Annotated in this window: 24 protein-coding genes; 6 read left to right on the top strand and 18 right to left on the bottom strand. The window is 68.9% G+C overall.

All coding sequences use genetic code 11. From position 1 onward, the window contains the following. Positions 1 to 81 precede the first annotated feature (81 nt). Positions 82 to 1,212 carry an ABC transporter substrate-binding protein gene (locus AC57B8_RS19600; RefSeq protein ID WP_062477357.1) on the top strand — a complete coding sequence of 377 codons (1,131 nt, stop codon included), beginning with the start codon at positions 82 to 84 and terminating at the stop codon, positions 1,210 to 1,212. 16 nt (positions 1,213 to 1,228) lie between these two features. Here AC57B8_RS19600 and AC57B8_RS19605 read toward each other — a convergent pair whose 3' ends face one another. From AC57B8_RS19605 to AC57B8_RS19625, 5 genes are all read right to left on the bottom strand, one after another. Then, positions 1,229 to 1,417: a hypothetical protein gene (locus tag AC57B8_RS19605; RefSeq protein ID WP_056577413.1), complete on the bottom strand. Its 189-nt coding sequence runs from the start codon at positions 1,415 to 1,417 to the stop codon at positions 1,229 to 1,231. A gap of 131 nt (positions 1,418 to 1,548) precedes the next feature. Beyond that, entirely contained in the window at positions 1,549 to 3,243 is a 1,695-nt protein-coding gene (locus AC57B8_RS19610) for an MFS transporter (RefSeq protein WP_062477354.1), read from the bottom strand. Between the two features lie 213 nt (positions 3,244 to 3,456). Beyond that, positions 3,457 to 4,095 carry a 2-hydroxychromene-2-carboxylate isomerase gene (locus AC57B8_RS19615; protein WP_496480491.1) on the bottom strand — a complete coding sequence of 213 codons (639 nt, stop codon included), beginning with the start codon at positions 4,093 to 4,095 and terminating at the stop codon, positions 3,457 to 3,459. After that, the gene (locus tag AC57B8_RS19620) at positions 4,092 to 4,361 is read right to left on the bottom strand and encodes a DUF1289 domain-containing protein (RefSeq protein ID WP_082818188.1); all 270 of its coding nucleotides are present in this window, start codon (positions 4,359 to 4,361) and stop codon (positions 4,092 to 4,094) included. Before AC57B8_RS19620 ends, AC57B8_RS19615 begins: the two co-directional genes overlap by 4 nt. Beyond that, a complete protein-coding gene (locus tag AC57B8_RS19625; protein ID WP_062477348.1) occupies positions 4,358 to 4,846 on the bottom strand; it encodes a YbaK/EbsC family protein in 489 nt (162 codons plus the stop codon). The genes AC57B8_RS19620 and AC57B8_RS19625 overlap by 4 nt, the downstream gene beginning before the upstream one ends. Positions 4,847 to 5,295: 449 nt before the next feature. Here AC57B8_RS19625 and nirB point away from each other — a divergent pair, with 449 nt between their 5' ends. From nirB to AC57B8_RS19645, 4 genes are read left to right on the top strand one after another with little or no spacing between them, the layout of a single operon-like run. Beyond that, positions 5,296 to 7,815, top strand: coding sequence for a nitrite reductase large subunit NirB (gene nirB, locus AC57B8_RS19630; protein WP_496480492.1), 2,520 nt, complete (start codon positions 5,296 to 5,298; stop codon positions 7,813 to 7,815). A 26-nt stretch (positions 7,816 to 7,841) separates the two neighbouring features. Continuing rightward, complete coding sequence (gene nirD, locus AC57B8_RS19635; RefSeq protein WP_070062899.1) at positions 7,842 to 8,183, top strand: nitrite reductase small subunit NirD; 342 nt, start codon at positions 7,842 to 7,844, stop codon at positions 8,181 to 8,183. 50 nt (positions 8,184 to 8,233) lie between these two features. Then, positions 8,234 to 9,046: a formate/nitrite transporter family protein gene (locus tag AC57B8_RS19640; RefSeq protein ID WP_369630246.1), complete on the top strand. Its 813-nt coding sequence runs from the start codon at positions 8,234 to 8,236 to the stop codon at positions 9,044 to 9,046. A gap of 20 nt (positions 9,047 to 9,066) precedes the next feature. Further along, on the top strand, positions 9,067 to 10,818 hold the full coding sequence (locus AC57B8_RS19645; RefSeq protein WP_496480493.1) for a bifunctional protein-serine/threonine kinase/phosphatase: 1,752 nt from the start codon (positions 9,067 to 9,069) through the stop codon (positions 10,816 to 10,818). 16 nt (positions 10,819 to 10,834) lie between these two features. Here the strand turns inward: AC57B8_RS19645 and AC57B8_RS19650 are convergent, their stop codons facing one another. The 8 genes from AC57B8_RS19650 to AC57B8_RS19685 form a co-directional block, all read right to left on the bottom strand. Then, positions 10,835 to 11,755 carry a hydroxymethylglutaryl-CoA lyase gene (locus AC57B8_RS19650; RefSeq protein WP_496480494.1) on the bottom strand — a complete coding sequence of 307 codons (921 nt, stop codon included), beginning with the start codon at positions 11,753 to 11,755 and terminating at the stop codon, positions 10,835 to 10,837. 164 nt (positions 11,756 to 11,919) lie between these two features. Further along, a complete protein-coding gene (locus AC57B8_RS19655; RefSeq protein WP_496480495.1) occupies positions 11,920 to 12,216 on the bottom strand; it encodes an acylphosphatase in 297 nt (98 codons plus the stop codon). A gap of 10 nt (positions 12,217 to 12,226) precedes the next feature. Then, complete coding sequence (locus AC57B8_RS19660) at positions 12,227 to 13,396, bottom strand: acyl-CoA dehydrogenase family protein (RefSeq protein ID WP_496480496.1); 1,170 nt, start codon at positions 13,394 to 13,396, stop codon at positions 12,227 to 12,229. Beyond that, positions 13,393 to 14,622, bottom strand: coding sequence for a CaiB/BaiF CoA transferase family protein (locus AC57B8_RS19665; protein WP_496480497.1), 1,230 nt, complete (start codon positions 14,620 to 14,622; stop codon positions 13,393 to 13,395). Before AC57B8_RS19665 ends, AC57B8_RS19660 begins: the two co-directional genes overlap by 4 nt. Continuing rightward, a complete protein-coding gene (locus AC57B8_RS19670) occupies positions 14,619 to 15,632 on the bottom strand; it encodes a Bug family tripartite tricarboxylate transporter substrate binding protein (protein WP_062477323.1) in 1,014 nt (337 codons plus the stop codon). The genes AC57B8_RS19665 and AC57B8_RS19670 overlap by 4 nt, the downstream gene beginning before the upstream one ends. A gap of 24 nt (positions 15,633 to 15,656) precedes the next feature. Next, the gene (locus AC57B8_RS19675) at positions 15,657 to 16,046 is read right to left on the bottom strand and encodes a cupin domain-containing protein (protein WP_095746917.1); all 390 of its coding nucleotides are present in this window, start codon (positions 16,044 to 16,046) and stop codon (positions 15,657 to 15,659) included. Further along, positions 16,043 to 16,792 (bottom strand): IclR family transcriptional regulator, encoded by a 750-nt coding sequence (locus AC57B8_RS19680; RefSeq protein ID WP_489062497.1) that lies wholly within the window; start codon positions 16,790 to 16,792, stop codon positions 16,043 to 16,045. The genes AC57B8_RS19675 and AC57B8_RS19680 overlap by 4 nt, the downstream gene beginning before the upstream one ends. 93 nt (positions 16,793 to 16,885) lie before the next feature. Then, positions 16,886 to 17,806, bottom strand: coding sequence for a 2-hydroxyacid dehydrogenase (locus tag AC57B8_RS19685; protein WP_496480498.1), 921 nt, complete (start codon positions 17,804 to 17,806; stop codon positions 16,886 to 16,888). A gap of 87 nt (positions 17,807 to 17,893) precedes the next feature. Between AC57B8_RS19685 and AC57B8_RS19690 the strand changes: the two genes are divergently transcribed. Then, on the top strand, positions 17,894 to 18,208 hold the full coding sequence (locus AC57B8_RS19690) for an EthD family reductase (protein WP_496480499.1): 315 nt from the start codon (positions 17,894 to 17,896) through the stop codon (positions 18,206 to 18,208). Here the strand turns inward: AC57B8_RS19690 and AC57B8_RS19695 are convergent. From AC57B8_RS19695 to AC57B8_RS19715, 5 genes are all read right to left on the bottom strand, one after another. Next, positions 18,186 to 18,899 carry a hypothetical protein gene (locus tag AC57B8_RS19695; RefSeq protein ID WP_496480500.1) on the bottom strand — a complete coding sequence of 238 codons (714 nt, stop codon included), beginning with the start codon at positions 18,897 to 18,899 and terminating at the stop codon, positions 18,186 to 18,188. The genes AC57B8_RS19690 and AC57B8_RS19695 overlap by 23 nt on opposite strands. A gap of 408 nt (positions 18,900 to 19,307) precedes the next feature. After that, positions 19,308 to 20,270: a DUF4349 domain-containing protein gene (locus AC57B8_RS19700; protein WP_496480501.1), complete on the bottom strand. Its 963-nt coding sequence runs from the start codon at positions 20,268 to 20,270 to the stop codon at positions 19,308 to 19,310. A gap of 59 nt (positions 20,271 to 20,329) precedes the next feature. After that, the gene (locus AC57B8_RS19705) at positions 20,330 to 22,333 is read right to left on the bottom strand and encodes an acetyl/propionyl/methylcrotonyl-CoA carboxylase subunit alpha (protein WP_496480502.1); all 2,004 of its coding nucleotides are present in this window, start codon (positions 22,331 to 22,333) and stop codon (positions 20,330 to 20,332) included. Next, the gene (locus AC57B8_RS19710) at positions 22,326 to 22,997 is read right to left on the bottom strand and encodes a DUF4126 domain-containing protein (RefSeq protein WP_139701356.1); all 672 of its coding nucleotides are present in this window, start codon (positions 22,995 to 22,997) and stop codon (positions 22,326 to 22,328) included. The genes AC57B8_RS19705 and AC57B8_RS19710 overlap by 8 nt, the downstream gene beginning before the upstream one ends. Before the next feature lie 16 nt (positions 22,998 to 23,013). Beyond that, complete coding sequence (locus tag AC57B8_RS19715; protein WP_496480503.1) at positions 23,014 to 23,808, bottom strand: enoyl-CoA hydratase/isomerase family protein; 795 nt, start codon at positions 23,806 to 23,808, stop codon at positions 23,014 to 23,016. Positions 23,809 to 23,816: the final 8 nt, after the last annotated feature.

Genomic DNA, 23,816 nt, shown 5'->3' on the forward strand with positions numbered 1-23,816 from the left:
CCAAAGACACTTTATGAAACAAATGCGACATTTGTTTTCACAATTGTTCAGCGAGTCTCCCGAAGGCTCCGAAAGGCTTTCATGACGAAGAAGAAAGTGGCAGGTTCACGGCACGCGCTCGGCGTGGCCGCCCTGCTGGCGCTGTGCGCGATGGGCGCCTCGGCCCAGATCGTGATCGGCCAGACCGCGGGCATGACCGGCTCGGTGGCCGCCAGCGTGAACGAGACCATCGGCGGCGCGCAGCTGGTGATCGACGCGGCCAACGCCCAGGGCGGCATCCACGGCGAGAAGATCGAGGTGATCCGCATGGACGACGCCTTCGACGTCAAGCGCGCCGGCGATAACGCGCGCGTGCTGATCGAGGACAAGAAGGTGCTCGCGCTCTTCATGAGCCGCGGCACGCCGCACTCGCAGGCCATCATCCCCTACCTGGACAAGAACGAGGTGGCGCTCATCGGCCCCTCGACCGGCGCGATGGTGCTGCACAAGCCACTGCAAAAGCACGTGTTCAACGTGCGCGCCACCTACCAGCGCGAGGCCGAGAAGGCGGTGCAGCACCTGCTGACCATCGGCCTGACGCGCATCGCCGTGGTCCACGTGACCGACTCGTTCGGCGCCGACGCGCTGCAGGGCGCGATGAACGGCTTCACCAAGGGCAAGGCCCAGCCGATCGCGACCGTTCCGGCCGACCGCGAGAAGCCCGACTACAAGACCATCGTGCCCGCCATCATGAAGGCCGACGCGCAGGCGGTGGTGTGGATCGGCTCGGGCGTGGCGGTGGTCGACGGCATCAAGGCGCTGCGCGCCGCGGGCTCGGCGGCGCAGGTGGTCACGCTGTCGAACAACGCCTCGTCGGGCTTCATCAAGCAGCTGGGCGACGCCAGCCGCGGCGTGATCGTGACGCAGGTGTTCCCCAGCGAACGCTCGATGGGCCAGCCGATGGTGAAGGAGGCGCTGACGCTCGCGCGCGCCAAGGGCCAGGGCGAGCTGTCACCGGCCGCGCTCGAAGGCTTCGCCTCGGCCAAGGTGCTGGTGGAGGCATTGCGCCGCGCGGGCCCCAAGCCCACGCGCGCCAAGGTGCTGGCGGCGCTCGAAAGCCTCAAGGGCTACGACCTGGGCGGCGGACTCGAGGTGAGCTACTCGCCGCAGGACCACAGCGGCATCGACTTCGCGGACCTCGCGATCATCAGCGAAGGCCGCTTCAAGCGCTGACGCGCGCCCCGTTGCGTTACTTCGCGGCGGAGGCCGCGGCGGCCGGTGCCGACGCGCCAGGCGCCGGCGTGGCCGCCGGTGCGGGGGCGTGCGTCGTGTCGCCGCCGTGCTTCTCGCCGGACATGTCGATCTTGTCGCCGCCCATCGAAATCACATACAGGGCAATGGCGGCGAAGATGACGAAGCCGACAACGATTTTCCACATGGGTACTGTCTCCTGAAAAGGTGAGGAAGAGGCAAGAAAGGGTTCAAGAAAAAGGCCTCATGCCGCGGGGCATGAAGCCTCTTTGTTGAACGGAGGGCAGCCGCCGCGCGGCCCCCTCCAGATGCCGCCGATCAGTCGTTGGCGTAGATGTCCACGTCCTTGGTCTCGCGGATGAACAGCGTGCCGATCACCAGCGTGATGCCCGCGATGATGATCGGGTACCACAGGCCGTTGTACATGTTGCCGGTCGAGGCCACGATGGCGAAGGCGGTGGTCGGCAGCAGGCCGCCGAACCAGCCGTTGCCGATGTGGTACGGCAGGCTCATCGAGGTGTAGCGGATGCGCGTGGGGAACATCTCGACCAGCATCGCGGCGATCGGGCCGTAGACCATGGTCACCAGCAGCACCAGCCAGAACAGCAGCACGATGGTCAGCACCTTGTTGATCTTGGCGGGATCGGCCTTGGACGGGTAGCCGGCGACCTTCAGGTCTTCGGCCACGCCCTTCTTGAAGGCGGCGATGGCCTTGACGCTGGTCTCGTCGAACTTGGAGTTCGCGACCACGCCGGTGGGCGCCTCGACGGTCTTGTCGCCGATCTTCACGACGGCCGCGGAGCCGGGCGCGCCGGCCACGTTCTCGTAGCTCACCGAGTTCTGCACGAGGTAGCGCTTGGCGATGTCGCACGAGCTCTTGAAGTCGATCTCGCGGGCCACCGGGTTGCCCTGGAACGAGCAGGTCTTCGGGTCGGCCGTCACGGTGACGCCGGCCGTGGCTTGTGCGCGGGCCAGGTCGGGGTTGGCGGCTTCGGTCAGCATCTTGAAGACCGGGAAGTAGGTGACCACGGCCAGCAGGCAGCCGGCCATGATGATCGGCTTGCGGCCGATCTTGTCGGACAGCGTGCCGAACACCACGAAGAAGGGCGTGCCCAGCAGCAGCGCGGCGGCGATCATCAGGTTGGCGGTGGTCGCATCGACCTTGAGCTGCTGCGTCAGGAAGAACAGCGCATAGAACTGGCCCGAGTACCAGACCACAGCCTGGCCGGCCGTGAGGCCGATCAGCGCCAGGATCACGATCTTCAGGTTCTTCCACTGGCCGAAGGATTCGGCGAGCGGTGCCTTCGAGGTCTTGCCCTCGGCCTTCATCTTCTGGAAGGCCGGCGACTCCGACAGCGTCAGGCGGATCCACACCGAGATGGCCAAGAGCAGGATGGAGACCAGGAACGGAATGCGCCAGCCCCACTCGCCGAAGGCCTGCTCACCGAGCCAGGTGCGCACGCCCAGGATCACGATCAGGCTCAGGAACAGGCCGAGCGTGGCCGTGGTCTGGATCCACGAGGTGTAGGCGCCGCGCTTGCCGTGCGGTGAGTGCTCGGCCACGTAGGTGGCAGCACCGCCGTACTCGCCGCCGAGCGCCAGGCCCTGCAGCATGCGCAGCGCGATCAGGATCACCGGCGCCGCGACGCCGATGGTCGCGTAGCTGGGCAAGAGGCCGACGATGAAGGTCGACAGGCCCATGATCAGGATGGTCACCAGGAAGGTGTACTTGCGACCGATCATGTCGCCCAGGCGGCCGAACACGATGGCGCCGAACGGACGCACCAGGAAGCCGGCGGCAAACGCCAGCAGTGCGAAGATGAAGGCCGCGCCCGCATCCAGGCCGCTGAAGAACTGCTTCGCGATGATCGCGGCGAGCGAACCGTACAGATAGAAGTCGTACCACTCGAACACGGTGCCGAGCGAGGAGGCGAAGATGACCTTCTTCTCCTCCGCGGACATGGGCCGGGGGGCCGGATGCGGCACTCCCCTTGAATCTAGCGTGGCTGCCATCGTCGTCTCCTGGTGTGTATGTATGCGTCCATCGGTTCCCGGCATTCGGGACCGTGGGGCATTCTTGGAGGCGCGACTGACCCGAGGCTTTCGCGAAACTGAACGGGCGCTTACGGTTTAGGGTGAAACCCGCGCTGCTCGTTTCAGCTTGTAAGAAACAAGGACCCTGCGCGGGTTTGTCCTCAGTCCTTGCTGCGAAGCAGCAAAAAAGCCTCAGCTCTTGCGCAGCAACGAGGGCCGCTGGTCGGCGCCGGTCCATTGCGGACCGTCGAACCAGGCATCGCCCTGCAGGTAGGCGCGCAGCATCGCCAGGCCGTCGAAGCCCCAGAACAGGCGCCCGTCGACCACGTAGCAGGGCACGCCGAACACGCCCTGCGCCACGGCCTCGTCGGTGTTGCGCTTGAGCAGGGCCTTGTTCTCGTCGCCGTTCAAGTCGCGCTTCGGCTGCAGCTGCGCCGTGAGCGCGGCCAGCCGCGTGGCGTCGCCCGCTTCTTCTCCGCCGCGCCACACGTGGCGAAAGAGGGTCTCGGCCGCCAGGCGGCTGATGCTGCCGTCGTCGCCCGTGGCCACCGCCAGGCGCAGGTGCGGCAGCGGGTTGTAGGGGTGCGAGGCCGGCATCTCGATGGGGATGCCGTGCGCCTGGCCCAGCCACAGCACGTGGCGGTAGGTCCAGCTGCGCTTCGAAGGAATCTCGGCCGGACCGAGCTGGCCGTGGTGCTTGAGCAGCGCGCCCAACAGCACCGGCTTGTAGGCCACGCTCACGCTCAGGCCTTCGAGCGCCTCGGGCAGGTGCTCGAACGCCAGGTGCGCGTAGGGCGAGATGAAATCGAGATAGAAGTCGATGTGCTTCATGCGTCGTGGTCTCCTGTGGTGGGTTCGGGCACGCGCCAGATGCCGGCCTGGGCCCGCAGTTCGATCGCGCGCCACACCTGGCGGCGGCTGTCGTCTTCCATCTTGCTCCAGCCGGCGATCTCGGGAATGGTGCGGAGGCACCCTTCGCAGAAGCCGCTCAGGCGGTCCATGCGGCACACCGACGAGCACGGCGAGGGCACCTCGCCGTCCATGCGCTGCACGGTCCCGGCGCGCTCGGCGAGTGCATGCGCTTCGTCGAAGTTCACACCACGTCGGCCACCGGCGCGCCGGTGAGCTTCTCTAAATCGGTCGGGTGCAGCTGGAACACGGCGTGCGGATGGCCCGCGGCGGCCCAGATCTCCTCGAAGCGGAACAGCTCGCGGTCGATGAGCACCACGGGCTTGGTCACATGGCCCACCGGCGACACGCCGCCGATGGTGAAGCCGGTGCGCGCCTTCACGAAGTCGGCGTCGGCGCGGCCGGTCTTGCCGACGATGGCATCGACCTTCTTCTCGTCGACGCGCTTGTCGCCCGAGGTGATGACCAGCACCGCCGCCTCGTCGCTCTTGCGGCGGAAGATGATGCTCTTGGCGATCTGCCCGACCGAGATGCCGAGCGCGTCGGCGGCCTGCTGCGCGGTGCGGCAGGCGTCGTCGAGCATGCGGGGCGCATGGGGATGGCCGGCGTCCTGCAGCACGCGGGAGACGCGCTGGACACCTTCAGGAAGGGAATGGAGTTCGGAGCCGCACATGGCAAGTTCTTCGGGGTTCGTGGGGGCGTTCGCCCTGCGTTGCAAGGCCCCGAGCATACGGAAAAGCCCCGCGCACCGACGCCACCGCCCGCATCCGCCCCTCCACCCCAGCGCACCAATGCGGAGAGCGCCGGCGCACGACGCCCGTGCGCGGCGTGCCAGCCCCGGTCCGCTTTCGGTGCGCCACCGGCCGATGAGCCCCGCCACACGGGCTTTTGAGCGCGGCACGCTTATTGCTGAACACGGTGGCGACCCACCGGCCTCTGCGGCGGGTTCGCAATGCCTCCGCTAACGACGGCGGGGTTCAAGCGCACCGATGGCCGCCCGCCGCCGGTTCGTCTGCTCCAACCCATTTCGCATCCGTTCCGTCGCGGGGGCCCCAACGACGCTGTCTGTTCGACAGCGGCTGCGGGGGCGCCTTCCAGGGCCGGTTGCGTGCAGGACCCCCAATGAAGATCGCAGTCATCGGCCACGGCATGGTCGGCCACAAGTTCCTCGAGCAACTCCACACGCTCGGCATTCCCGACGCACAGGTCACCGTGCTGTGCGAAGAGCCGCGCCCGGCCTACGACCGGGTGCACCTGTCCGAGTACTTCTCCGGCAAGACAGCCGACGACCTGTCGCTGGTCGAGCCCGGCTTCTTCGAGCGCAGCGGCTTCACGCTGCGCCTGGCCGCGCGGGCCGTGACCGTCGAACGGCGCAACAACACCGTCACCACCGCCGACGGCGAGGTGATCGCCTACGACAAGCTGGTGCTGGCCACCGGTTCCAACCCCTTCGTGCCGGCCGTGCCGGGCCGCGACCGGCCGAACTGCTTTGTCTACCGCACCATCGAGGACCTGGACGCCATGAAGGCCTGCGGCGCGAAGTCGCGCAGCGGCGTGGTGGTGGGCGGCGGCCTGCTGGGCCTGGAATGCGCCAAGGCGCTGCGCGACATGGGCCTGGAAACGCACGTGGTCGAGTTCGCGCCGCGCCTCATGGCGGTGCAGGTCGACGAAGGCGGCGGCCGTGCATTGCGCGGCAGCATCGAGGCACTGGGCCTGCACGTGCACACCGGCCGCAACACGGTGGAGATCGTCGACGGCGCGAGCGCGCGGCACCGCATGGTGTTCGCCGACGGCACGCACCTGGAGACCGACATGATCGTGTTCTCCGCCGGCATCCGCCCGCGCGACGAACTGGCGCGCCAGAGCCTGCTGGCCGTGGGCCCACGCGGCGGCGTGGCGATCGACAGCCACTGCCGCACCAGCGACCGCAACGTCTACGCCATCGGCGAATGCGCGGCGTGGAACGAACAGACCTTCGGCCTCGTCGCACCGGGCTACGACATGGCCCGCGTGGCCGCGCGCCACATCGCCGGCCAGGACGACGCCGCCTTCACCGGCGCCGACCTGAGCACCAAGCTCAAGCTGATGGGCGTCGACGTGGCCAGCATCGGCGACGCGCATGGCAAGACGCCGAAGTCGCGCGCTTACCAGTACATCGACGAGCGCAAGCAGGTCTACAAGAAGATCGTGGTCAGCGAAGACGGCAAGCAGCTCTTGGGCGCGGTGCTGGTCGGCGACGCCAGCGAGTACGGCACGCTGCTGCAGCTGGCGCTCAACGGCATCGCGCTGCCCGACGAGCCCGAGTTCCTGATCCTGCCGTCCAGCGACGGCAAGGCCAAGCCGGGCCTGGGCGTCGAGGCCCTGCCCGACACCGCACAGATCTGCTCGTGCAACAGCGTCACCAAGGGCCAGATCTGCGAAGCCGTGGGCCAGGGCGTGTGCACGCCCGCCGAGATGAAGGCCTGCACCCAGGCCGGCGCCACCTGCGGCGGCTGCGTGCCGCTGGTCACGCAGGTCATGAAGATGGAAATGGCCAAGCGCGGCATGGCCGTGAACAACCACCTGTGCGAGCACTTCCCCTACTCGCGCCAGGAGCTGTACCACCTCATCCGCGTGGGCGAGATCCGCAGCTTCGCCGACCTGCTCGCGAAGCATGGAAAGGGCCTGGGCTGCGACATCTGCAAGCCGACCGCCGCGAGCATCTTCGCCTCGTGCTGGAACGAGTTCGTGCTCAAGAAAGACCTGGCCGGCCTGCAGGACAGCAACGACTACTTCCTGGGCAACATCCAGAAGGACGGCACCTACTCCGTGGTGCCGCGCATGCCCGGTGGCGAGGTCACGCCCGAGGGGCTGATCGCCGTGGGCCAGGTCGCGAAGAAGTACGGCCTGTACACCAAGATCACCGGCGGGGCACGCGTGGACATGTTCGGTGCGCGCGTCGAGCAGCTGCCGTCCATCTGGGAAGAACTCATCGCCGCCGGCTTCGAGTCGGGCCATGCCTACGGCAAGTCGCTGCGCACGGTGAAGAGCTGCGTGGGCTCGACCTGGTGCCGCTACGGCGTGGACGACAGCGTCGGCCTGGCCGTGGAACTGGAGAACCGCTACAAGGGCCTGCGCGCGCCGCACAAGATCAAGTTCGGCGTCTCGGGCTGCACCCGCGAATGCGCCGAGGCGCAGGGCAAGGACGTCGGCATCATCGCCACCGACAAGGGCTGGAACCTCTATGTGTGCGGCAACGGCGGCATGAAGCCGCGCCACGCCGAGCTGCTGGCGAGCGACCTGAGCAAGGCCGACCTCATCCGCATGATCGACCGCTTCCTGATGTTCTACGTGCGCACGGCCGACCGCCTGCAGCGCACCAGCACCTGGCGCGAGAACCTCGAGGGCGGCCTCGACTACCTCAAGGGCGTGCTGCTGCAGGACACGCTGGGCCTGGGCGCCGAGCTCGAGGCGCAGATGCAGCACGTGGTCGACACCTACCAGTGCGAATGGAAGACCGCGGTGAACGACCCCGCCACGCGCCAGCGCTTCCGCTCCTTCGTGAACAGCGAGAAGCCCGACGAGCACATCGTCTTCGTGCAGGAGCGCGGCCAGCACCGCCCCGCGCGCCCCGAAGAACGCCGCGAGACCAGCGCCGCCTGAGCCAACGACAAGGAAGAAAGCCCACCATGACCACAGACACCCAGACCTGGACCGCCGTGTGCGCCGCCGGCGACATCCTCCCCGACACCGGCGTGTGCGCGCTGGTCGACGGCGTGCATGTCGCGATCTTCCGCGTCGGCCAGGAGCCGTCGCTCTTCGCCATCGACAACGTCGACCCGAAGGCTGGCGCCAGCGTGCTCTCGCGCGGGCTGGTCGGCAGCCTGGGCGAGCGCATCGTCGTGGCCTCGCCGCTCTACAAGAACCACTTCGACCTGCGCAGCGGCGAATGCCTGGAGGCGCCCGAGCACTCGGTGCGCGCGCATGCGGTGCGCGTCGAGGACGGCCGCGTGCTCGTCGCGCTCGCCTGACGCCGCTTCGCCCTCTTCCGTTTTTTTCAGCCTCTCTCCAAGGACCCCGAATGGCCTACCTCGCTCCTGCCGAATTCGTGACCAAGATGGTCGACGCCGGTGAATCCAAGCTGCTGATGTCCACGCGCGACACGCTGATCCGCTCGTACATGGCCGGCGCCATCCTCGCGCTGGCCGCGGCCTTCGCCGTGAGCATCACCGTGAACACCGGCAACGCGCTGGTGGGCGCGATGCTGTTCCCGGTCGGCTTCATCATGCTGTACCTGCTGGGCTTCGACCTGCTCACGGGCGTGTTCACGCTGGCGCCGCTGGCCGTGCTCGACAAGCGCCCCGGCGCCACCTGGGGCGGCGTGATGCGCAACTGGAGCCTGGTGTTCGTGGGCAACTTCGCCGGCGCACTCACGGTCGCGGTGTTCATGGCGATCATCTTCACCTTCGGCTTCAGCGAGGCGCCCAACGCCATCGGCGAGAAGCTCGGCCACATCGGCGAAGGCCGCACCGTCGGCTATGCGGCGCACGGCGCGGCCGGCATGCTCACGCTGTTCATCCGCGGCGTGATGTGCAACTGGATGGTCTCGACCGGCGTGGTCGCGGCCATGATGTCGACCACCGTGTCGGGCAAGGCCATCGGCATGTGGATGCCCGTGATGGTCTTCTTCTACATGGGCTTCGAGCACTCCATCGTCAACATGTTCCTGTTCCCCGCCGGCCTGATGCTGGGCGGCAAGTTCACCTTCATGGACTACCTGATCTGGAACGAACTGCCCACGGTGATCGGCAACCTCGTCGGCGGCCTGACCTTCGTGGGCCTCACGCTGTACGCCACGCACTACAAGACGGCGGCCAAGCGCGTCGCCAGCTGAACCGCAGCCCCACGGTTCGCATGCCCGCGCCGCCGCGCAAGCAGCTGCGCGTGACGCTCGGCCAGCATTCGCTGGCGGGGCTTCACGCGCCGGTCAACCAGGACTTCCACGGCGCCATGCTGCCCGAGGGCGCGCTGCTTCTTTCCAAGGGCATCGCCGTGGCGCTGGCCGACGGCATCGGCTCCAGCCACGTGAGCCAGGTGGCGAGCGCGGCGGCCGTGCGCGGCTTTCTCGACGACTACTACGCCACCTCCGACACCTGGTCGGTGCAGCGCGCGGCGCAGCGCGTGCTGGGCGCCACCAACGCCTGGCTGCATGCGCAGACGATGCGCAGCGACGCGCGCTTCGACAAGGACAGCGGCTACGTCTGCACCTTCAGCGCGCTGATCCTCAAGGGCCGCGACGCGCACCTGCTGCACGTGGGCGATGCGCGCATCCACCGGCTGCATGCCGGCGCGCTCGAACAGCTCACCGAGGACCACCGCGTGCGCGTGTCGTCGGTCGAGTCGTACCTCGGGCGCGCGCTGGGCGCGGGCGCCCATGTGGAGATCGACCACCGCTGCTGGCAAGCCGAGGTGGGCGAGGTCTACCTGCTGGCCACCGATGGCGCCTACACGCACCTGGACGCCGCCGCCGTGCACGAGGCGCTGGCGCTGCATGCCGACGACTTCGACGAAGCAGCGCGCTGGCTCGCGGAAACCGCGCGCACCCGGGGCAGCACCGACGACATCACGGTGCAGCTGCTGCGCATCGACGAACTGCCCGACGCCGCCGCGCCGCCCGCGCAGCTGCAGCGCGAAGGCCTGGCGATGCCGCCGGCGCTGGCGCCGCGGGCCCGCTTCGAAGGCTTCAGCCTCGTGCGCGAGCTGCACATGAGCGCGCGCAGCCACGTCTACCTGGCCACCGACGACGCCACCGGCCAGCCGGTCGTGCTGAAGCTGCCGTCGGTCGACCTGCGCGACGACCCCGGCTACCTCGACCGCTTCGTGCTCGAGGAGTGGGTGGCGCGGCGCATCGACAGCCCGCACGTGCTCAAGGCCAGCGCCGTCGAGCGCCCGCGCGCGCACCTGTACGTGGCCATGGAGTACGTCGACGGCCACACGCTCGCGCAATGGATGGTCGACCACCCCCGGCCCGACCTGGACAGCGTGCGCGGCATCGTCGCGCAGTTGGCGCGCGGGCTGCAGGCGCTGCACGGCAAGGAGATGCTGCACCAGGACCTGCGCCCCGAGAACGTGATGATCGACCGCGCCGGCACCGTGAAGATCATCGACCTGGCCGCGACCCACGTGGCCGGCCTGGCCGACGGCAGCGGCGAGGCGCGCGCGCTCGCCATCGAAGGCACGCTGCAGTACACCGCGCCCGAGTACTTCACCGGCCACGGCGGCAGTGCGCGCTCCGACCTGTTCTCGCTGGCCGCGATCGTCTACCAGATGCTGTGCGGCCAGCTGCCCTACGGCCTGCAGGTGTCGCGCATCCGCACGCAAGCCGATGTGGGGCGCCTGCGCTATGTGCCGGTGCGCCACCTGCGGCCCGAGCTGCCCGCGTGGGTCGATGCCGTGCTGCAGAAGGCGCTGCACCCGCAGGCCGCGAAGCGGCAGCAGGCGGTGTCGGAGTTCGCGCACGACCTGCGCGCGCCGGGCCCGGAGTTCTGGAGTGCGCGGATGCCGCCGCTGATCGAGCGCCGCCCGGTGCTGTTCTGGCAGTGCACCACCGTGCTGCTGGCCGCGGCGGTGGTGGTGCTGCTCGGGCTGCGCGCCTTCGGGCGCTGAGAAAAAGAAAAAAGGCTCAGCCCGCGCGCTTGGTGCGGATGGCCTTCGAGGCACGCGAGTTCGGTTCGCGGCCCAGCGCTTCGCTGATGTACACGCCCGCGTCGATGAGCTTGTCCAGGTCGATGCCGGTGGCGATGCCCATGCCGTGCAGCATGTAGACCACGTCCTCGGTCGCGACGTTGCCCGTCGCGCCCTTGGCGTAGGGGCAGCCACCCAGGCCGGCCGAGGACGACTGGAAGTTCCACACACCCAGCTCGAGCGCCGCCAGCGTGTTGACCAGCGCCTGCCCGTAGGTGTCGTGGAAGTGGCCGGAGATGGCGTCGACATCGAAGTGCGCCAGCGTGGCCTCCATGGCCGCCTGCACCTTGCGCGGCGTGCCCACGCCGATGGTGTCGGCCACGTCCACGCGCTGCACGCCGATGCCCTTCATCAGTTGCGCGAGGTAGCCGACCTTGGACGGATCGATCCCGCCTTCGTAGGGGCAGCCCACGGTGCACGACATGGCGCCGCGCACGGCGATGCCCTTGGCGCGCGCCGCCTCGACCACGGGCGCGAAGCGCTCGATGCTCTCGGCGATCGAGCAGTTGATGTTCTTCTGGCTGAAGGCCTCGCTCGCGGCGCCGAACACCACGATCTCGTCGGGCCACTCTTCGCGCGGCGCGGCGATGGCGGCCTCGAAACCCTTCATGTTGGGCGTGAGCACCGAGTAGAGAACGCCCGGCTTGCGCACGATGCCGTGCATCACTTCGGCGTTGTCGGCCATCTGCGGCACCCACTTGGGCGAGACGAAGCTGGTGACCTCGATCTCTTTCAGGCCGGCGTCCTGCAGGCGGTGCACGAGGCCGATCTTGACCTCGGCGGAGACGGGTTGCTTTTCGTTCTGGAGGCCGTCGCGCGGACCGACGTCGACGAGCTTGACCTGGGTGGGGAGTTTCATGGGATGTCTCTGGTGTCGCTGTCGCGGGAGGGTGATGAAAAACCGGCTTCGATTGTCCGACACATGGCCGCGCGCTGCTTGGTACACAAGTCGCGGAAGGTAGCAATGCGCGCCTGTGGGGTTGCAAATGGTGCCAACCGGTCGGCCCCGCAGGAAAACAGCCGCTAGACGGTTTCGCGCTGCGCGAAGCCGTCGGGCAGATTGCTCGCGGCTTCGGCCTCGCTCACATCGACCGCCGCCACGCGCGCACCGGCCGGCCCCTGGCGCGCCCAGTGCACCAGCGCCTCGACCGCATCGGCCTCGCCGGCCACGAGCGCTTCGACCTTGCCGTCGCGCCGGTTGCGCACCCAGCCGCGCACGCCGAGCCGCTGCGCGGCCTGCACCATCGACCAGCGGTAGCCCACGCCCTGCACGAGGCCGTGGACGACGAGATGGCGGGTGATGGTGGCGTGAGCGTTCATGGAAAGTGGGTCAGTACGACTTCGGCAGCCCCAGTGCTTTTTCGGCGATGAAGTTCAGGATCATCTGCGGGCTGACCGGCGCGATGCGCGGGATGTAGCTCTCGCGCAGCAGGCGCTCGACATGGTATTCCTTCGCGTAGCCCATGCCACCCAGTGTGAGCACGGCGTTCTGGCAGGCGTCGTGCGCCGCCTCGGCCGCGAGGTACTTGGCGGCGTTGGCCTCGATGCCGCAGGGCTCGCCCGCGTCGTACAGCGTGGCGGCCTTGAGCATCATCAGGTCGGCCGCCTCCAGGTTGGCCCAGGCGCGCGCGAGCGGATGCGCCACGCCCTGGTTCTGGCCGATGGGCCGGCCGAAGACGACACGCTCCTGCGCGTACTGCGAAGCGATGCGCAGCGCGGCGCGGCCGATGCCGATGGCTTCCGCCGCGATCAGGATGCGCTCGGGGTTCAGGCCGTGCAGGATGTATTCGAAGCCCCGGCCTTCCTCGCCGATGCGGTCTTCTTCGGGCACCTCGAGGCCGTCGATGAAGAGCATGTTGGAGTCGACCGCCGCGCGGCCCAGCTTGTGGATCTCGCGCACCTCGACCTTGCTTCGGTCCAGCGCCGTGTAGAACAGCGTGAGGCCTTGCGTGGGCTTCTTCACCTGATCGAGCGGCGTGGTGCGCGTGAGGATCAGCATGCGGTCGGCCACCTGCGCGGTCGAGATCCAGATCTTGCGGCCGTGCAGCACATAGCTGCCGTTCGGCTGGCGCACCGCCTGCGTCTTGAGGCTTGTGGTGTCGAGCCCCGCGTCGGGCTCGGTCACGGCGAAGCAGGCTTTCTCGGTGCCTGCGATCAGCGGCGGCAGGAAGCGCTGGCGCTGTTCCTCCGTGCCGAACACCACCACCGGGTTGAGGCCGAAGATGTTCATGTGCACCGACGACGCGCCCGACATGCCCGCGCCCGACGCGCTGATGGCACGCATCATCAGCGCCGCCTCGGTGATGCCCAGCCCCGCGCCGCCCTGCGCCTCGGGCATGGCGATGCCGAGCCAGCCGCTCTCGGCGACGGCGCGATGGAATTCGTGCGGGAACACGGCGCGGTCGTCGTGGTCGCGCCAGTAGTCAATGGGGAAGTCTTCGCACAGGCGCTCGATGGCCGCGACGAGCGAGCGCTGGTCTTCGTTCAGGGAGAAATTCATTCGCTGTTGTCTTTCATGGGGTCCGGCTGCAGCGTGACGCCGCGCGCGAGCAGGCGGTCGATGGCGTCGTCCGCGTAGCCCGCTTCACGCAGCAACTCGACGCTCTGCTCGCCGATGCGCGGCGCAGGCCGGCGGATGGCCGCGGGCGTGGCGCTATAGCGGCCGACAGGCGCGAGCGTGCGGATGCGGCCTTCGCTCGGGTGGTCGAACTCGGGGAAGAAATCGACGGCGCGCAGGTGCGGGTCGTCGAGCAGGCTCTCGGTGGTGTGCAGGCGCGCGACGGGGATGTCGGCGGCTTCGAGCAGCGCCATCCATTCGTCGCTGCCGCGCGTGGCCATCACCTCGGCGACGAATGCGTAGACCGCGCCGATGTTCGCGGCGCGCGCCGTGTGCGTGCCGAACATCGGCGAGCTGCGCAGCTCGGGCCGGCCGATCACGTCGAAGAAGGCCTGCCAGTGCTTGTCGTTGTAGATGAGCACGCCGAGGTAACCATCGGCCGTGGCGTAGGGCTTGCGGTGCTCCGCGAGCAGGCGCGCGTAGCCGGTGGGCCCGAGCGGCGGCTCGAAGCTGTGGCCGCCGAGGTGGTCGCCCATCACGAACTGAGAGAGCGCCTCGAACATCGGCACTTCCACCGCCTGGCCTTTGCCGGTGCGCTGCGAGCTGAGCACGGCGGCGAGCAGCGCGATGGCGGCCTGCAGGCCCACGGCGCGGTCGGCCAGCGTGACGGGCGCGTAGCGCGGCGCGCCGCCGCTTTGCTGCGCGAAGAGCGAGGCGACGCCGGCCGCGCCCTGGATCAGGTCGTCGTACGCGGGCTTGCCGGCGTAGGGGCCTTCTTCGCCGTAGCCGAAGGCGCCGAGGTACACGATCTTCGGATTGACCGCGGCCACGGCCTCGTAGCCGAGCCCCAGCCGTGCCATCGCCTGCGGGCGCGTGTTGTAGATGAGCGCATCGCAGCCCGCCGCGAGCCGCAGGCAGGCCTCGCGGCCTTCGGGCTGCTTGAGGTCGAGCACGATGGAGCGCTTGTTGCGGTTCAGGTGCATCGCCATCGCGCCCATGCCCGCATGGCGCATCGGGCCGACGGCGCGCAGGTTGTCGCCCGACGGCGGCTCGACCTTGATGACGTCGGCGCCGAGGTCGCCAAGCGTCTGCGTGGCGTACGGGCCCATCACCACGGCCGTGAGGTCGAGGATGCGGATGCCTTCGAGGGGTCCGGTCGCGTCGCTCATTCCGGTTGAATGCCCGCGGCCTGGATCAGCTTCTTCCACTTCGCCAGCTCGGACACGGTGAAGGCCCCGAGTTCTTCCGGCGTGCTGCCGAACGCATCGAAGCCCAGCTTCGTCACGCGCTCGCGGAAGGCAGCGCCGTTCGCCATCTCCGACAGCGCCTTGTTGAGCTTGAGCACGACATCGCGCGGCGTGCCGGCCGGCGCGAACACGCCGTTCCACGAGGTGATGTCGAAGCCCTTGAGCTCGGGCGTGTCGGCCAGCGGCGGCAGTTCGGGAAAGAGCTTGGTGCGCTCCTGCGTGGTGACCGCAATGGCGCGCATCTTGCCGGCCTTGACCGTGGCGAGCCCCGCGGCGAGGTCGACCACCATCATCGACACCTGTCCGCCGATGAGGTCGGCGATGGCCGGCGGCGTGCTCTTGTAGGGCACGTGCAGCATCGGGATGCCGCTCATGCGCGACAGCGTGGCGCCGCTCACGATGCCGGTGCTGTTGCCGCTGGCGTAGGTCAGCTTGCCGGGATGCGCGCGGCCCCAGGCCAGCAGCTCGGCCACGCTCTTCACGGGCAGGTCGTTGTTCACCACCAGCATGAACGGCAGGTTGCCCATGCGGCTGACGGGCGCGAAGTCTTTCACCGGGTCGTAGGGCAGCGACTTCATCAGGCTCGGGTTGGCCGAGTGCGTGGTGTTGGTCGTCATGAAGAGCGTGTAGCCGTCGGGCGGCGCCTTGGCCACCAGCTCGGCCGCGATCACGCCGCTGGCGCCGGCCCGGTTGTCGACGATCACCGAGGCCTTGAGCGCCTCGCCCAGCATCTGCGCGGTGATGCGCGCCACCGCGTCGGTGCCGCTGCCGGCCGCGAAAGGCACGATGAGCTTGATCGGCTGCTTCGGATAGCCGCCGTCCTGCGCGAAGGCCCAGGGCGCGGCGCCCACGAGGCCTGCCGCAGCGCCGATGGAAATGAAACGGCGGCGGCTTTCCACCGCGACTGTTTCTGTCGCGTTCTTCGTCTGCATGGTTGTGTCTCCGGGGGTTGTCGTTCAGGGCCGGATCACGCGCTCCGGCGATTCCTCGTACGGCGGGCTGTAGATCACCAGCACGCGCACCGGCTCGTCGCTCACCACCGTGAAGGTGTGCATCGCGTCGGCCGGAAAAAAGCAGCTGTCGCCAGGGTGCAGCTCCTGCCGCTGGCCGCCCACCTCGGCGACCGCGCGGCCTTCGAGCATGTAGCAGACCTGCTCGATGCCCGGGTGCGCATGCGGCAGCGCGCCCTTGCCCTTCTGGATGTGGCCCACCAGCACCTCGAGCTGCTTGGCGCCCACGGTCTCGGGGCCAATGAGCCGCTTGTTCAGCGTGCCGGTGTGGTTGGCCGGGTGGTAGCCGGTGATCTCGTCCTCGCGGACGAAGTAGCGCGCAGCAGTTGCGGTCATCGGGGACTTTCTGTCTTGGGTTCGATCGCGAGGCAGGCCGAGCGAAGCATCGCGGCGATGTCGTCGATGCGCGCTTCCATGCGGTAGCGCGGGCCGGCCACCGAGATCGCGTAGGCCTCGCCGCCGATGCGCAGCGGCCAGGCCAGGCCGATCAGGTCGGGAATGCTTTCGCCGAGGTTGCCGTACCAGCCGCGCGCGGCGCCGCGCTGCAGCTCGGCCTCGATGGCATCGGCGGTGGTGAGCGTGGCGTCGGTGAGCGGCGCGAGCGTCATGCCCTCGAGCAGCTTGCGGCGCGCTTCGGGCGCGAGCGTGGACAGCAGCGCGCGGCCCAGCGAGTTGGCGTACGCGGGGCGCGTTTCGCCCGACTCGGCCGTGTAGCGGATGCGCTGCGGTGCGCTCAGCACGTCAAGATAGACGACGTTTTCCGCATCACGAAACTTGCCGAACACCACCGTTTCGCAGGCAGCGTCGCGCAGTTCCTCGAGCGTGGCCTTCACCCGGTCGAGCACCGGGTCGTGCGCGGCGATGACCTGCGCCATGGCCAGCAGCCGGCCCGTGGGGTAGTAGCCCTGGCGGCGGCCGGTCTCGTACATGTAGCCCTGCTCTTCGAGCGTGCGGATCAGGCCCAGACAGCTGGACACCGGCATGTCGAGCAGCCGCGCCATCTCGGACAGGGCCAGCGGCTGCTTCTCCCGGGCAAAGAGCTCGACGATCTCGATCACGCGGAACGCTGTTTTCACAACCATGAAGAAATTTTCTCGTATGTGAAAAACAAAAGCGTCGGGGTTTTCCCCCGCCGGCCGCATGTCAGCCGGACCGTCGTCGTCGGCGCAGGGCCGTCAGTAGCCGCGGACGGGATCGACGATGCCGGCGATCGGCAGGCCCTGCTCCATCGCGCGGATCTTCCCGGCGATCTGGGCGATGGACTCCTCGCGCAGCGTGCGCGCCGAGCCGTGCGGCGTCACGGTGATCTTCGGATGCCGCCAGAAGGCATGGTCGGCCGGCAGCGGCTCGACCTGGAACACGTCGAGCGTGGCGCCCGCGAGCTGGCCGGCGTCGAGCATCGGGATCAGGTCGTCTTCGACCAGGTGGCCGCCGCGCGCGATGCTGATGAGGTAGCCCTCGGGCTTGAGCTTGCCCAGCGTGGTGCGGTTCAGGATGCCGCGCGTGGCTTCGGTCAGCGGCAGCAGGTTGACCAGCACGCGCGTGGACGCCAGGAACTCGTCGAACTGCGCCTCGCCGCTGAACACCTGCACGCCGTCGAGCGCCTTGGGCGAACGGCTCCAGCCGAGCACCGGAAATTCGAACTGCGCCACCGCCTTGGCCACGCGCTCGCCGAGCACGCCCAGGCCCATGATGCCGACCGGGAAGTCGCGCCGCAGCTTCGGCTTGCGGTAGCTCCACTTGCCCTCGCGCGCATCCGCTTCGTACACGTCGAATTCGCGGAAGTGGCGAATGAGCGTGTGGCACACGTACTCGGCCATCTGCACCGACATGCCCGCATCGTCGAGCCGCACGATGCGCGTGTGCGCGGGCACCCTGAGCTTGAGCAGCGCATCGACGCCCGCGCCGATGTTGAACAGGCCGCGCAGGTCGGGCTGCTCGTCGAGGAACTGCTGGGGCGGCGCCCACACCACGCCGTGGTCGGCCTGCGGCGCGCCGGGCGTCCAGGCTTCGATGGTGGCTTCGGGGAGTTCGGCCTTCAGGCCATCGATCCAGGGATCGGGACGGTTGTCGGTGAGGTAGACGGAGATTCGCATGGACGCCATCTTAGAAGGCACCGGCTTGTTGCGTCGCGCGCCATCTCCTATGCTCGACCGCATTCAGCCACCCAGGAGACACCTTCCATGATCAAAGTCAGCGTGATGTACCCCCACACCCCCGGCGCGCGGTTCGACCACGACTACTACCGCGACCAGCACATGCCCATGCTCAAGGCCCGCATGGGCGACGCCTGCCTCTCGTACACCATCGACAAGGGCCTGGGCGGCGGCGCACCGGGCACGCCGCCCACGTATGTCGGCATGTGCCACGTGTTCGCCGAATCGGTCGAGTCCTTCCAGAAGGCCTTCGGCCCGCACGTGAAGGAGATCATGGGCGACGTGAAGAACTACACCGACATCGCGCCGGTGATGCAGATCAGCGAAGTGGTGGTGGGCTGACGGGCGCTTGCCCCAGGTCCGTCGGAACACGCGCCATCAACCCCACGCCCGGCAAGTAACCCCGGTCCGCTTCGTCGAGCCGCGTCGGGTCGACACTCCACGCATCAGCAAGCGCCGTGACGTCCTCTTCGCCGGGCATGACGCTGCGGCCAGTCGGACGGACCTGGCGGTCGGCGTCGCGGTGCGACATGCCTGAGGCGACCAGCGCTGCCTCCCGTGCGAATTCATCCTCGAGCAGGTCCGAGAGCCGATCGCGCGCATCGACCGGCGACAGTCCGCTGAGCACGGCAAAGCCCAGTGCGGCTTCCTCGGCGCTCTGTGCGCCCACGTTCGCATACACCTCGCCGCTGCTGCCTGCATAGCAGAACTGCCGCCCGGGCTCGCCGCGCCGTGCGCGCGCCCAGGTGACGAAGTCGGCGACACGGTGGCTGCCGAAGAACTGCGCTTCGCCGAAATGGTCCTTCAGGCGCGTGAAGATCACGTCGAAGGCCTGCCCGATGCCTTCGAGGCGGTCCTCCGGGTACACGGCGGGATACGGCAGGCCGTCTCCCACGAGAAGCACCCAGCCCTCGACGGGCGGTGATGCGAACACCCAGGAGGCCTGTCCGCCAGACGTCCGGCGGTAGGCCGCCGCGATGCCGGTGTGCCAGTTGGCCGGCCCTTCGGACGCCCACCCGAGGGCATCGAGCACCTGTGCGGGGTCCGAGGCTCGCACGGCAAACCAGCAGACCTTGTAACCGAAGGGTTCCGGCAGGTCCGGTGTCGCGTCGAACTGCGGCGGAGGTGCCTCGACGGGTGGCGCGGGCGGGTTCCGTGGTGGAGGCTTCGAGGGCGTCGGGGGCGCCGAGGCCCACGGGGCGGCAATCAACCGTTCCATGGGCTGGGCAAGTTTGACGTCGAAGGTGTAGCGCAGTGCAGGGGGCGCTGCGGGCGGTGGCGCCGGTTCAGGCGCAGCCGGCACAGAGGCAGGCACCGCCCCATCGTCCTGCGCCTTCCCCAGGCCCAGTCCCGCAAGAAACTTCCGAAATCGACCCACCATGCGGCCCCTCCTTCTTGTCGTGCGGCCGCGCTGTGTCGGGCGCGGCCGGCGCGCAGTGTCTCACGCCGACTTGGCGCGGCGGCGACGCCACAGCACCCGCACCAGCCACCCCACGGGCAGCACCACCAGCAGCAACCACGGCAGCGCCGCGGCCACGAAGGTGATGAGCGCGCCCACGCTTTCGGCCAGCACGTCGCCGGCGTTGCGCAGCGCATGCGCCATCGGGCTGTAGCCGTCGCTGCCGCTGACCAGCGCGCGCTTGGGCGTGAACTGGATCTGGATGTGCTGCTTGCTGGTCTGCTGCGCCAGCACCTTGCGCTGGGTGGCGATGGCGTCGAGTTCGGCCTGCGTGTCCGACAGCGTGCGCTGGATCGCCAGCAGGTCGGCCATGGTGCGCTTGGTGACGGTGTCGCGCAGCATCACGCGCAGGCTGTCGCGGAACTCGGTGCGGTTCTTGATGCGGGCCTCGACGTCGATCACCTCGGAGGTCTTGTCCTCGCTGGTGGTGGTGTGCGAGACCACGTTCGCCACGCCGGCCAGGCCGCCGAGCAGCTTGTCGACGTCGGCGGGTTCCACGCGCATCTCGAGCAGGGCGTTGCCCGGCTGCTGCGGCGTCTCGCGCAGCAGCGAGGACGACAGCAGCTCGCACTTCAGCGTGCCGCACAGGTCGCGCACCTTGCCCCAGGCGTCGGCCAGCTGTTCAGCCGGGACTTCGACATTCAGGTCCTGGCGCACGGCCAGGAAGCGCTGCAGCGCGGTCTCGCCACTGCCGCCCCGCGCCTCGTCGGACTGCGACGCGACGATCTCGGCCTGCGGTGCGCTCGCCCGCTGTGCTTTCATGGCACCGCCATAGCCCATCGGCGGCGCCGGCATGGACGCGGAGGCCGGCGCGGCCGACTCGGCACTGCGCTGGCGGTCGCAGCCGGCCAGCGACAGGGCGGCCGCCAGGGCCAGCAGGACAGCGCCTGCGCGGTGGCGCACGGCGGCGCGGGGTGTCGACATGGAAAGGGTGCGGCGGATCATCAGGACTCCTTGAAAAGAATGACTACCACCGCTGATACGGGCGAACGGCCCGAACGGGGTTAAGCCGCCGCAGCCGCCATTCGCAACAATTCGTCGCCTTCCGCCACCTGCTCGCCCGGCGCGAACATCAGTTCCTCCACCGTGCCGTCGGCCGGCGCGGCGATGGTGTGCTCCATCTTCATGGCTTCCATCACGGCCAGCGGCTGGCCGCGGCTGACCTTGTCGCCGGCCTTGACCGCGAAGGACACGACCTTGCCGGGCATCGGCGCCGTGAGGCGGCCGCCTTCGGCGTGGGTGTCGCCCGCGTGGGCGAGGCGGTCGATGGCCGTGAGGCGCGTGGCGCCCTTCGCCGCGAACACATGGGCGGTGGCGCCGTCCAGGTGCACGTCGAGGGTCTGGCGCGTGCCGGCGAACTCGAGCTCGAACTCGCCCGTGGGAAAACGCCCGATGGTGAGCGGGCCTTCGACACCGCCCACTTCGAGGTGCAGGCCGCCGTCGCGGCGGTAGGTCAGCAGTGCGCTGTGCTCGGTGCCACGGAACTCGAAGTCGAAGCGGCGCTTGTACTCGCCGTGTGCGCGCCAGCCGTCGCGGCGTTCGAAGGGGTCGGGCAGCTGCGTCGGCCACTCGGTGACCAGCGTGCGCGTGATGGCAGCGGCGGCGGCCAGCGGCAGGCCCAGCGGCTCGCGGTCGAACAGCACGGCGCGCTCGCGCTCGATGAGCGCGGTGTCGAGGTTGGCCTTCGAGAACGACTCGGTCGCCAGGATGCCGCGCAAGAACTGCACGTTGGTCGACACGCCCACGATCTGCACCTGCGCCAGCGCGGCGTCGAGCCGGGCCAGCGCCTCGGCGCGCGTGCTGCCGTGCACGATGAGCTTGGCGATCATCGAGTCGTAGAAGGGCGAGATCTCGCCGCCCTCGCGCACGCCGTCGTCGATGCGCACGCGGCTGCGCTGGAAAGCGGTCGCCTGCGGCTTGCGGTACACGCGCAAGGTGCCGGTGGCGGGCAGGAAGTTGTTGTCGGGGTTCTCGGCGCAGATGCGCGCCTCGATGGCGTGGCCGTGGATCTGCAGTTCCGATTGCTTGGCGGGCAGCGGCTCGCCCGAGGCCACGCGCAATTGCCATTCGACGAGGTCGAGGCCCGTGATGGCTTCCGTGACCGGATGCTCCACCTGCAGGCGCGTGTTCATCTCCATGAAGAAGAAGTTCATCTCGCCGCCTTCGCGCTGCTCGACGATGAACTCGACAGTACCTGCGCCGACGTAGTTCACGGCGCGCGCGGCAGCCACGGCCGCATCGCCCATCTGCTTGCGCATCGCCTCGGTCATGCCGGGCGCGGGCGCTTCTTCCAGCACCTTCTGGTGGCGCCGCTGCACCGAGCAGTCGCGCTCGAACAGGTAGACGTAGTTGCCCTGCGTGTCGCCGAACACCTGGATCTCGATGTGGCGCGGGCGCTGCACGTACTTCTCGATCAGCACCGCGTCGTCGCCGAAGCTGTTGATGGCTTCGCGCTTGCACGAGGCCAGCGCGGCCTCGAAGTCGGCGGCCTTGTCGACCGCGCGCATGCCCTTGCCACCGCCGCCGGCGCTGGCCTTGATGAGCACCGGGTAGCCGATGCGGTCGGCTTCGCGCTGCAGCAGCGCCGGGTCCTGGTCGGCGCCGTGGTAGCCGGGCACCAGCGGCACGCCGGCCTTTTCCATCAGCTGCTTCGACTCGGCCTTCAGGCCCATGGCCTTGATCGCCGAGGGCGGCGGGCCGATGAAGGCCAGGCCGGCGTCGGCGCAGGCCTGTGCGAACTCTTCGTTCTCGCTGAGGAAGCCGTAGCCCGGGTGCACGGCTTCGGCGCCCGTGGCCTTGGCGGCCTCGAGGATCTTTTCCCAGCGCAGGTAGCTGTCCTTCGGGGCGCTGCCGCCGAGGTACACCGACTCGTCGCAGGCGCGCACATGGTTGGCGTGCGCATCGGCATCGGAGTACACGGCGACGGTGCGAACCGCCATGCGACGAGCGGTTGCGGCCACGCGGCAGGCGATCTCGCCACGGTTGGCGATGAGGATCTTCTTAAACATTCGGAGTGTCTCCCGGAGGATTCTTTTTCAGTTGAAAGGCGGACGTGACGCCCGGATCGGGCCGGCCACTGAAGATGCGTGCCACGCGGCTGAACAGCGCGCGCAAGAAACGCCAGCTCTTGCGGATGAGCCACACGCTGAGCACGAGCACGAAGACGAACAGCACCAGAAAGACCAGCGGATGCGCCACCGCGAGCCACAGCCCGGCCGGCACCATCGAGTCTTCGACCAGCGATGCACCCACGTTCGAGAACGGCTCGGGCGAGGTGTTGATGGCCGCGCGCGTGGTGGCCTTGGCCGCATGCGCCGTGGCCGCGAAGCCGCCACCCAGCAGCGCCGCGACGACGGCCATGGCGCCGTGGTCGGCACCGAACACGCTGGCCGCGAGCGCCGCGCCGGCGGGGATGCGGATGGCGGTGTGCACCACGTCCCACAGCGAGTCCAGGCCCGGGATCTTGTCGGCGAAGAACTCGACGAACACCATGAAGCCGCTGACCGCCAGCACGATCGGATGCGCGAGCATCTGCAGCCCCGCGGGCAGCGGCACCCAGCCGAAGTAGCCGACCAGGCCGGTCAGCAGCACGACGAGGTACAGGCGCACGCCGCTGGCCCAGCCGATGGCGGCGGCCAGTGCGAGCAGTTGCGGCATGTCGAGCGTGTTCATGGCGTGCGGCGGTGGGTCAGCCGGCCAGCCAGCTCGGCTTGCGCTTCTGCAGGAAGGCCTGCACGCCCTCGCGGCCTTCGTCGCTGGCGCGGATGTCGGCGATGCCTTCGACCGTCTTGGCGATGAGCGCGCTGTCGATCTCGCGGCCGGCCACGTCGGCGATCAGCTGCTTGCAGGCGCGCACGGCGGCGGGGCTGGCGCCGGTGAGCGCCTTCAGCAGCTCGTCGACCTTGGCATCGAGCGCGTCGGCGGCCACCACTTCATGCACGAAGCCGATGCGGTGCGCCTCGGCGGCGGTGAAGCGCTCGGCCGTGAGGAAGTAGCGCTGCGAGGCGCGCGGGCCCATGGCGCGCAGCACATACGGGCTGATGGTCGCGGGCACGAGGCCGATCTTCACTTCGCTCAGGCAGTACCACGCGGTGTCGACGCTCACGGCCATGTCGCACGCGGCCACGAGCCCCATGCCGCCCGCGTACACGTCGCCCTGCACGCGCGCGATGGTGGGCTTGGGGCACTCGGCGATGGTGCGCAGCATGTCGGCCAGCTTGCCCGCGTCGGCGAGGTTCTCGCCCCGCGTGTAGTCGGCCATGCGGCGCATCCAGTTGAGGTTGGCGCCCGCGCAGAAGGCCGGGCCGTTCGCGCCGAGCACGACGGCCTTGACCTGCGGCGCGCCGCCGGCTTCGAGGAAAGCCTGCGTCAGCTCGGCGATCACGACGTCGTCGAAGGCGTTGCGCGCGTCGGGCTGGTCGAGCCAGATGCGGGCGACCGCGCCGTCGATGGCGAGGTTCAGCTTGGTGAAGGTGCTGCTCATGCGGTGCC

It is taken from the genome of Variovorax sp. BGA-UO-ETr-C22 (assembly GCF_059567965.1).

Coding starts and splice junctions, on each gene's coding strand:
- AC57B8_RS19600 (WP_062477357.1), top strand. CDS start 82: ATGACGAAGAAGAAAGTGGCAGGTTCACGGCACGCGCTCGGCGTGGCC.
- AC57B8_RS19605 (WP_056577413.1), bottom strand. CDS start 1,417: ATGTGGAAAATCGTTGTCGGCTTCGTCATCTTCGCCGCCATTGCCCTG.
- nirB (WP_496480492.1), top strand. CDS start 5,296: ATGAAGATCGCAGTCATCGGCCACGGCATGGTCGGCCACAAGTTCCTC.
- AC57B8_RS19670 (WP_062477323.1), bottom strand. CDS start 15,632: ATGCAGACGAAGAACGCGACAGAAACAGTCGCGGTGGAAAGCCGCCGC.
- AC57B8_RS19610 (WP_062477354.1), bottom strand. CDS start 3,243: ATGGCAGCCACGCTAGATTCAAGGGGAGTGCCGCATCCGGCCCCCCGG.
- AC57B8_RS19655 (WP_496480495.1), bottom strand. CDS start 12,216: ATGAACGCTCACGCCACCATCACCCGCCATCTCGTCGTCCACGGCCTC.
- AC57B8_RS19650 (WP_496480494.1), bottom strand. CDS start 11,755: ATGAAACTCCCCACCCAGGTCAAGCTCGTCGACGTCGGTCCGCGCGAC.
- AC57B8_RS19615 (WP_496480491.1), bottom strand. CDS start 4,095: ATGAAGCACATCGACTTCTATCTCGATTTCATCTCGCCCTACGCGCAC.
- AC57B8_RS19715 (WP_496480503.1), bottom strand. CDS start 23,808: ATGAGCAGCACCTTCACCAAGCTGAACCTCGCCATCGACGGCGCGGTC.
- AC57B8_RS19710 (WP_139701356.1), bottom strand. CDS start 22,997: ATGAACACGCTCGACATGCCGCAACTGCTCGCACTGGCCGCCGCCATC.
- AC57B8_RS19675 (WP_095746917.1), bottom strand. CDS start 16,046: ATGACCGCAACTGCTGCGCGCTACTTCGTCCGCGAGGACGAGATCACC.
- AC57B8_RS19665 (WP_496480497.1), bottom strand. CDS start 14,622: ATGAGCGACGCGACCGGACCCCTCGAAGGCATCCGCATCCTCGACCTC.
- AC57B8_RS19625 (WP_062477348.1), bottom strand. CDS start 4,846: ATGTGCGGCTCCGAACTCCATTCCCTTCCTGAAGGTGTCCAGCGCGTC.
- AC57B8_RS19640 (WP_369630246.1), top strand. CDS start 8,234: ATGGCCTACCTCGCTCCTGCCGAATTCGTGACCAAGATGGTCGACGCC.
- AC57B8_RS19660 (WP_496480496.1), bottom strand. CDS start 13,396: ATGAATTTCTCCCTGAACGAAGACCAGCGCTCGCTCGTCGCGGCCATC.
- AC57B8_RS19690 (WP_496480499.1), top strand. CDS start 17,894: ATGATCAAAGTCAGCGTGATGTACCCCCACACCCCCGGCGCGCGGTTC.
- nirD (WP_070062899.1), top strand. CDS start 7,842: ATGACCACAGACACCCAGACCTGGACCGCCGTGTGCGCCGCCGGCGAC.
- AC57B8_RS19700 (WP_496480501.1), bottom strand. CDS start 20,270: ATGATCCGCCGCACCCTTTCCATGTCGACACCCCGCGCCGCCGTGCGC.
- AC57B8_RS19680 (WP_489062497.1), bottom strand. CDS start 16,792: ATGGTTGTGAAAACAGCGTTCCGCGTGATCGAGATCGTCGAGCTCTTT.
- AC57B8_RS19645 (WP_496480493.1), top strand. CDS start 9,067: ATGCCCGCGCCGCCGCGCAAGCAGCTGCGCGTGACGCTCGGCCAGCAT.
- AC57B8_RS19685 (WP_496480498.1), bottom strand. CDS start 17,806: ATGCGAATCTCCGTCTACCTCACCGACAACCGTCCCGATCCCTGGATC.
- AC57B8_RS19705 (WP_496480502.1), bottom strand. CDS start 22,333: ATGTTTAAGAAGATCCTCATCGCCAACCGTGGCGAGATCGCCTGCCGC.